Raw genomic sequence first — 8,248 nt, forward strand, 5'->3', positions numbered from 1 at the left:
ATGTAAGCAAGTGTCGCTTTCACTGCCGGGTTGCAGCCGACGTGCTACTAATATCGGGCGATGCGAGATGCGCGCCCGCGCCCGCTCGCACGACACCACCCCGGAGAGCCCATCATGAAGAAAATCTCGCTCACCCTTGCGATGCTCGCCGCGGCCGCCGGCGCCTTCGCGCAAAGCCAGCCGCAACCGGCCTCGATGCCCGCCGCGTCGGCGCCCAGCGCCGAACAGCGCGCCGCGCGCCACGAAGCGCGCGTCGAGCAACGCATCAAGTACCTGCACGACCAGCTGAAGATCACCTCGGCGCAGGAGCCGCAATGGAAAACCTTCGCCGACACGATGCGCGAGAACGGCGACACGATGGGTCGCCTGTATCGCGAACGGATGGAAAGCCGCGACGTATCGGCGGTCGACGACATGAAGCAGTACGCGGCGCTCGCGCAAGCGAACGCGGACGGCGCGAAAAAGCTCGCCGACGCCTTCGCGCCGCTCTACGAGTCGTTCCCGGCCGACCAGAAGGCGCTGGCCGACACCACGTTCCGCAGTTGGCTGCACCACGGCGGCGCGCATCGCGGCAAGGGCAAGGCCGCGCCCCGGGAAGGCAAGGCAGCCGCCGCGCCGGCCGCCAGCGCGCCCGCGCAGCCTTGACACCCATCGCCGCCGCTGCCGCCGGAACCGGCGCGTCACACGGCGCGCCGAATTCGGGATAAGCTCCCGGCTTTTCCCGCACTTCCCCCGCCATGCTCGAACTCAAGCACATCGATCTGCGTACCGACCCGCAGGCCCGTCGCGTCGTCAAGGACGAAACCGTCACGGTCGCATTCGCGCAGGCCGACGGCGAACTGATGAGCCTCGAAGGTCCGAACCGCTATGTCGCGGGCGACGCGCTGGTCACCGGCTCGACCGGCGACCGCTGGGTCGTGTCGCGCGAACGCTTCGACGTGAAGTATCTGCCCGCCGATCCGGCGCTCGCGCACGGCGCGCCCGGTGCATACCGCAACCGCCCGGCCGTGGTGCTGGCCCGCCGCATGGACGAGCCGTTCACGATCGCGCGCTCCGAAAACGGCGACACGCTGCGCGGCACCGCCGGCGACTGGGTCATGCAATACGCGCCCGGCGACTACGGCGTCGTGCAGGCACAGCGCTTCGCCCAGGTCTACCGCGACGCGTAACGCCCGACGCCGCACACCGGCTCCGCGCCGGCACGCCCGCGGCGTCCACCTTCACGCGAAGTCTTCGTCGAGTTCGAGTTCCGCATTGCGCTCGATCGCCTCGCCCGCCGCATGGCGTTCCTCGAGCGAACCGAGCATCGCTTCCGTGTACGCATGCAGCACCGCGTGGCTGCGCGCGCGCTGCATCGGCCTGAGCGCCAGATAGCGCGCCAGCGCGGCCGGCACGATGCGGATGTCGAGCGTCATGCGTTTCGGCGTCGAACCGAAGCGCATCGCGAGCCACTGCACGGACAAAAAGCGCCCGCGCTCGTCGCTGCTTTCGGTAAAGCGCGTCTGCTCGGGAAAAAGCTCGCAGATCACGCGCGCGAGCGCATCGAATTCGGCGCTCTGGCATTCGATCAGATAGTCGTCCATTCGCTCTCCCCCGTCAGGCCGCCGCACGCGGCGGCCGGCACGTTTTCATCAGCACGGCGACCAGCATCGCGGCCAGCACGAAATACACGGCCTCGAGCCAGCCGGCCGGCAGCGCCCGCACCTGGTACAGCAGTGCCGGCGCGAGCGCCAGCGCATGCATCACGATCGCGAGCGGCAGCACGGTCGCACGCCCGGCGCGCACGCCGCGCCATACCAGCACCGACAGCGCCAGCTGCACGACGAACGCCGCGCAGCGCTCGAGCAGCAACAGCAGGATCGACTGGGCCGACAGCGTCGCGAGCATCACGTGCAGCCGCACGACGGTATCGCCCGGCAGGTCCGCGAGCTGCGTTTCGAGCTGTCCGCGGCTCGCCAGCCACGCGAGATACGACCACTGGCCCCACACGAGCACGCCGACGAACCACGCTTCGGCGCCGGCATGGCCGAGCCCGTAGCCGATGCCGCGTCCGTCGCCGGCCGACGCCCCATAGCGGCGGCTCAGGAAGCGCATCCCGACGTAGCGGCCGACCTCCTCGAACACGGCGCTCGAGAGCGCACCGTACGCGACGAACGCAAGCGGCTGCGTGAGCCAGCCGCCGTCGGGCGTGCGGCTCAGCACGAGGCCATGGAAGGCGCGTTCGACGATCATCGCGAACAGCGTGAAGACGGCGACGCCGACGATCGTGTCGCGGCGGTCGAGCGCAAGCGGCTTGCGCAGCATACGAAACAGCACGAACGGCAGCAGCGCGATGATCAGCGTGGCGGCGATCAGCACCGCCAGCGTGACGGGGGCGACAGTCATGTATTTCCTTGTTCGGAGCGGCGCACCCGCTGCGCCGCGTGCCCGAATGATACTCAGCTTGCGGTCGACGCGCGCACGACCAGCTCGCCGCGCAGCAGCGCGACACGCGCGTCGCCGCCCGCGCCGTCGATGCGCTCGTGCACGAATTCGACGGCCTTGTAGCCGATCTCGTAGGTCGGCTGGCGAATCGTCGTGATGCCGATCAGCTCGGCCCACTCCGGGTCGTCGATCGACAGGAGCGCGGCCTTCTCCTGCCATGCCGGGCCGAAGCGCGCGCGCAGATGGCGCGCGATCGCGAGCGCGACCGGGCCGTTCGCCGCGAACAGCGCCGCGCGCGCACCGCGCCGCAATGCGTCGTCGACGCGCGCGTCGAGGTCGGCGAGCGCCGCCGCCGCGGTCGCGGGCTCGTTGAGGTCGAGCACGATCGTCGGCGGCACCGGCAGCCCGCGCGCGTCGAGCGCCGCGCGGAACGCGGCCTCGCGCAGACGCCGCGAGCTGACGCGCTCGAACGGCTGCACGATGAAATGGATCGCCTCGAAGCCGCGCGCGATCAGGTGCGCGAGCGCCGTCTCGATCGCGTCGGTGTTGTCGAGGCCGATCAGGTCGGCCTCGAAGCCCTCGACCGTCCGATCGACCAGCACGGCCGGGATGCCGCCGCCGCGCAGCGGGCGCAGCGCGTCTTCCTCGGCGCCCAGCGCGTTGACGATCAGCCCTTCGACGCGGTAGGTCGTGAGCAGCTGCAGGAAGCGCCGCTCCATCTCGACTTCATTCGCGGCGTGGCAGATCAGCGGCATGTAGCCGAGCGCGTGGCACGCGGCCTCGACGCCCTGCAGCACTTCGACGGTATACGGATTGGTGAGGTCGGCCGCGAGCATGCCGAGCAGCCGGTTGCGGCCGCGTTTCAGCCCGCGCGCCATCTGGTTCGGCCGGTAGTTCAGGCGGGCGATCGCCGCCTCGATCCGCTGGCGCAGATCGGCGGACAGCACGTGCGTCTCGCCGTTCAGATAGCGCGAAACGCTGGTCTTGCCCGTGCCGGCCTCGCGGGCGACGTCGCTGATCGTCGCCGGACGCTGCGTGGAAGGTTGCGAATCGCTCAAGTCGTGCCTCGCGACGTACGATCCGCGCCGCTTCGTCTGCGGACGGACCTTTGTTGTTGGATACGAAAGCCGCCCGGCCCGCGTCGCCGCGATCGTGCTGCGCGCTCGCCCGCTGCGGCCACCTGAACCGGATGGCGCCGGCCGCACCGGACCCGGCACGGATGCCCGTCGCACCACGCCGCCGGCCGCGCGGCCGGTTCGTCGATGCGACGAGCGGGCGATCATAACGCAGCCTGCCCTCCCGCACCAAGACCGCCGCCTCTATCCGCCCCCGCCGCCCCCGCCGGTCACGCGCCGGCGCTCACGCATGCGCGAGCGCGTCCGGATTGACGAGATTCGTACGCAGCGTGCCGGCCAGCGCGCCGACCAGGTTTTGCGCCGCGCAGCGCGCCATCGCATGACGCGTCTCGTGCGTCGCCGAGCCGATATGCGGCAGCGCGACGACGTTGCTCATCCGCAGCAGCGGCGAGTCGGCCGACAACGGCTCCTTCTCGAACACGTCGAGCCCCGCGCCGCGGATCGTACCCGCGCGCAGCGCGTCGATCAGCGCGGCCTCGTCGACCACCGGGCCGCGCGACGCGTTGATCAGGATCGCACCGCGCTTCATCTTCGCGAATTCGGCCGCGCCGATCAGATGATGCGTCTGCGGCGACAGCGGCACCTGCAGGCACACGAAATCAGACTGCGCGAGCAGTTCGTCGAGCGTGACGCGCCGCGCGCCGTACTGCTGTTCCGCTTCGGCGTGCGCCGAACGGTTGGTGTACAGCACCTGCATCCGGAAGCCGAGCGCGGCGCGGCGTGCGACCGCGCCGCCGATGCGCCCGAGCCCGACGATGCCGAGCGTCTTGCCCTGCACGTCGGTGCCGTACAGTTCGGGGCCGATGCTGCGCTCCCACTGCCCGGCCTTGACCCATTCCGCCAGCTCGACCACGCGGCGCGCGGACGCGAGGATCAGCGAGAACACGGTATCGGCGGTCGATTCGGTCAGCACGTCGGGCGTGTGCGCGAGCACGATGCCGCGCCGCGTGAGATCGGCGACGTCGAAGTTGTCGTAGCCGACCGAGATCGTCGACCACGCCTTCAGCCGCGGCGCGCGATCGAGCATCTGCGGCGTGATCTTCAGGCTCGCGCCGATCGCGCCGTCCGCCTCGCCGAGCGCGTCGGCGAGCGCGTCGGCGCCGTCGACCCGGATCACCTCGGCGTGCTCGCGCAGATACGCGAGTACGTCATCGGGCAGCGGCTTGTACGCGACGATACGAGGCTTCATCGTTTTCATTTTCCTTGCAACGGCGTCGCGAGCGGATGCACGTCGCGCGCCTGGGGTTTGACGGACAGCGTGAGGATCACCGCGGCGACCAGCGCGACGCTCATGAACGCATACGACGCGAGGGGCGAGCCGGTCGCGCCGTTCAGGTAGCCGACGAAGTACGAGCCGACGAACGAGCCGAGCGCGCCCATGCTGTTGATCAGCGCCATTGCGCCGCCGGCGACGTTCTTCGGCAGCAGCTCCGGCACGATCGCGAAAAACGGGCCGTACGGCGCGTACATCGCGGCGCCGGCGACGACCAGCAGCGCGTACGAGATCCAGAAATGCGACGAGCCGAGCGCGTACGACGCGGCGAACGCGGCAGCCCCGACCAGCAGGAACGGCCAGACGAAGCCGCGCCGCGAGCCGACCTTGTCGGACGCCCACGATGCGACCAGCATCGCGATCGTCGCCGCGAGATACGGCAGCGCCGACAGCCAGCCGGTCGCGACCATCCCGAGCTCGGAACCGTTCTTGACGATCGACGGCAGCCACAGCACGAAGCCGTACACGCCGATGCTCCAGCAGAAATACTGCGCGCACAGCTTGATCACGGCCGGCGAGCGGAACGCTTCGCCGTAGTTGCGCACGGGCTTGATGGCCGCCTGCTCGGCCGCGAGCACCGCGGCGAGGTCGCGCTTTTCCTGCGCGCTGAGCCACGGCGAGTCGGCCGGCTTGTCCTGCACGAGGAACCACCAGCACACGGCCCAGACGATCGCCGGCACGCCTTCGGCGATGAACATGTGGCGCCAGCCGAACTCGTGGACGAGATAACCGGACACGATCGACATCCACAGCACGGTCACCGGATTGCCGAGGATCAGGAAGGTGTTCGCGCGGGAGCGCTCGTTCTTCGTGAACCAGTTGCTGATGTAGATCAGCATCGCCGGCATCACCGCGGCCTCGACGACGCCGAGCACGAAGCGGATCGCCATCAGCGACGGGATGTTCGTGACCACGCCGGTGAGCGCCGCGCACGCGCCCCACAGCACGAGGCTCGCGAACACGAGCTTCTTCACGCTGCGGCGTTCCGCGTAGATCGCACCGGGAATCTGGAAGAAGAAATAGCCGAGGAAGAACAGCGCGCCGATCAGCGACGACAAGCCCTTGCTGACGCCGAGATCCTGGTTGATGCCGGCCGCTGCCGCGAACCCGTAGTTCGCGCGGTCGAGGTAAGCGAGGCTGTAGGTGATGAAGACGATCGGCATGATCGTCCACCAGCGTCGGACTGCAAGGTTGGCTGCCATCTGAGTGTCTCCTGGGGTGACCAGAGCGGGCCGGTCGCATACCGGCTCCGCTCCCGTCGTTCGGAAATCGACCGGCGTCGGCGCGGCGGCGCCGGGTCCAGCCTCATTCAAAACCGTGCTCTTGGCACGAAGTGGTTCCGCGGATCGGGCCGTGGCCGGCCTCTCATTGCGCGGTGACGGTTTCTTCCTGACGCTCGGCGTGCGCGGCGCCGGCGCCAGCGCCTTCGAGCCGATCGAGCGCCGCGCGGGTCGGCAAGCCTTCCGAGTCGCCGATCACCTGGATCGCCAGCGCGCCGATTCGGTTGCCGCGTGCGACCGCCTGCTCGATCGGCTTGCCCTCCAGCAGCGCGCTGACCACGCCGACCGCGAAGCCGTCGCCGGCGCCGACCGTATCGACGACGTTCGCGACGCGCTCGCCGGCCACCGTGCCCTCGCGGCCGTCGGCCGTGCGAAAGTATGCGCCGTCGGGGCCGAGCTTGATCACGACGCCGCGGGCGCCCTGCGCCAGATAGAAGCCGGCGATGTCGGCCGGCGCGTCGCGGCCGGTGAGCTGCTGCCCTTCGGCGAGGCCCGGCAGCACCCAGTCGGCGAGCGCGGCGAGCGCGTTCAGCGTGGTTGCCATCGCTTCCGCCGACGGCCACAGCGTCGGGCGCAGGTTCGGGTCGAACGAAATCGTCTTGCCGGCCGCCCGCATCTCGCGCGCGAGCTTGAACGCGAGCTTGCACGACGTCGCCGAGATCGCCGGCGCGACGCCCGTCAAATGCAGGTGGCGCGCACCGAGCACGTAGTCGGCCACGTAGTCGTCGCAGCACAGATGGCTCGCGGCCGAGCCCTTGCGGAAATACTCGACGGTCGGGTCGCTGCCGTCGTCGTTGCGCGACTTCAGCTGGAAACCGGTCGGATACTGCGGATCGACGGTCACGCACGACGCGTCGATGCCTTCGCGCGCGAGCGTGTCGAGCACGTAGCCGCCGAACGAGTCGCGGCCCACGCGGCTCATCCAGCCGACGCGAAAGCCGAGCCGCGACAGCCCGATCGCTACGTTCAGGTCCGCCCCGGCGACGCGTTTCGTGAATTGCGTCGCGTGGGCGAGGTGGCCGGGCTCGGTGGCGACGAACATCGCCATCGCTTCGCCGTAGGTCACGACATCGAGTGCTGCTTTCATGAGTGAACTCCTCCGTATCCTGGCGGCGTCAGGCGGCCGCGAGCCACGCGACGCGCCGGCCGGCGTCGGCCGCCAGATCCGCCGCGTCGAACGGGAACTCGATGCCGCGCGGCGCGGTGTGCGGCAGCGCGGCCAGCACGTCCGCGACCAGCGCATCGCCGGGCGCCGGCGCCACCGCGAAGCGGCGCGCGCCTGCGCCGGCCACGGCCTTGCAATGAATGTATTCCACGTGCGGCGCAAGCGCATGCGCGCACGCGAGCGGCGCTTCGCCCGGCCACTGCCAGTTGCCGATGTCGAACGTCATGCCGAGCGCATCGGGCATGCCCGCGCCGCTCAGCGCAGCGAACAGCGCGCGAAACTGCGCGAGCGCGCCGCCCACCGGCAATTGGCCGTTCTCGACCACCACGCGGGCACGCGCGCCGCGCGACAGGGCAATGATGTCGGCCGCGTGCGCGTCGCCCGCGAAGCCGCCGAGCTGGAACTTGACGAAGCGCGCGCCGAGCGCGTCCGCTTCGACCAGCGTGTCGCGCAACGCGGCGGCATCGAGCGCACCGCTTTCCGTATACAGCGTGGCCGGCGTCGAGTAGACCGACCACAGCCCGTGCGCGGCCACCGCCACGCCGAGCTCGGCCAGCGCGCCGGGCGTCGCGTCCTCGTCCGATGCGAACAGCTCGCGGCGCACCTCGAAACCGCTCGCGCCGGACGCCGCCGCCGTCGCGATGAATGCCCGGTGGCCCTCGGTACGCACGCGGTCCATCCCGAATGCGCTCGCCACGATCACGATGTCTGCCATTTCTAACCTTTCAGCCCTTTTAAACCGGAATGGAACCGGTTCCATTTGCTTGAGACGGATGGTGCGCTTCGCTTCTCATGCACGCCATAGAGGAAATCCCTAAGCAACGGCTGCCGCGCGAAAGCGCGGTTCTGGACACGCATCGGGCGTTCCCGGAGAGCGTCCGGAGGCTGTTCGACCGGCTGGTCGCGCGCCTATCCGAGTGCCTATCCGAGTGCCTATCCGAGTGCCTGTCCGAACGCCCATCCCGACGCC

At 69.8% G+C, this 8,248-nt stretch carries 9 protein-coding genes; 2 read left to right on the top strand and 7 right to left on the bottom strand.

The features are described from left to right. Positions 1-114: 114 nt before the first annotated feature. On the top strand, positions 115-645 hold the full coding sequence (locus C3Y15_RS30685) for a Spy/CpxP family protein refolding chaperone (protein WP_011884900.1): 531 nt from the start codon (positions 115-117) through the stop codon (positions 643-645). 92 nt (positions 646-737) lie between these two features. After that, positions 738-1,169: a PGDYG domain-containing protein gene (locus tag C3Y15_RS30690; protein WP_034193149.1), complete on the top strand. Its 432-nt coding sequence runs from the start codon at positions 738-740 to the stop codon at positions 1,167-1,169. Positions 1,170-1,220: 51 nt separating this feature from the next. Here C3Y15_RS30690 and C3Y15_RS30695 read toward each other — a convergent pair whose 3' ends face one another. The 7 genes from C3Y15_RS30695 to C3Y15_RS30725 all read right to left on the bottom strand — a co-directional run bounded on the left by C3Y15_RS30695 (position 1,221) and on the right by C3Y15_RS30725 (position 7,993). Further along, a complete protein-coding gene (locus C3Y15_RS30695; protein ID WP_011884902.1) occupies positions 1,221-1,583 on the bottom strand; it encodes a DUF3022 domain-containing protein in 363 nt (120 codons plus the stop codon). A gap of 13 nt (positions 1,584-1,596) precedes the next feature. Continuing rightward, complete coding sequence (locus C3Y15_RS30700) at positions 1,597-2,385, bottom strand: YhfC family intramembrane metalloprotease (RefSeq protein ID WP_059461758.1); 789 nt, start codon at positions 2,383-2,385, stop codon at positions 1,597-1,599. 53 nt (positions 2,386-2,438) lie between these two features. Then, entirely contained in the window at positions 2,439-3,482 is a 1,044-nt protein-coding gene (locus C3Y15_RS30705) for a LacI family DNA-binding transcriptional regulator (protein WP_011884904.1), read from the bottom strand. 301 nt (positions 3,483-3,783) lie between these two features. Then, a complete protein-coding gene (locus C3Y15_RS30710; protein WP_124259896.1) occupies positions 3,784-4,749 on the bottom strand; it encodes an NAD(P)-dependent oxidoreductase in 966 nt (321 codons plus the stop codon). A gap of 5 nt (positions 4,750-4,754) precedes the next feature. Further along, positions 4,755-6,035: an MFS transporter gene (locus tag C3Y15_RS30715; RefSeq protein WP_060043899.1), complete on the bottom strand. Its 1,281-nt coding sequence runs from the start codon at positions 6,033-6,035 to the stop codon at positions 4,755-4,757. A gap of 163 nt (positions 6,036-6,198) precedes the next feature. Beyond that, a complete protein-coding gene (locus C3Y15_RS30720) occupies positions 6,199-7,200 on the bottom strand; it encodes a sugar kinase (RefSeq protein WP_059461759.1) in 1,002 nt (333 codons plus the stop codon). Positions 7,201-7,228: 28 nt separating this feature from the next. Then, complete coding sequence (locus C3Y15_RS30725; RefSeq protein WP_059461760.1) at positions 7,229-7,993, bottom strand: xylose isomerase; 765 nt, start codon at positions 7,991-7,993, stop codon at positions 7,229-7,231. Between the last annotated feature and the right edge of the window lie 255 nt (positions 7,994-8,248).

The organism is Burkholderia sp. B10 (genome assembly GCF_004368385.1).
Classification (GTDB): Bacteria; Pseudomonadota; Gammaproteobacteria; order Burkholderiales; family Burkholderiaceae; genus Burkholderia; species Burkholderia vietnamiensis.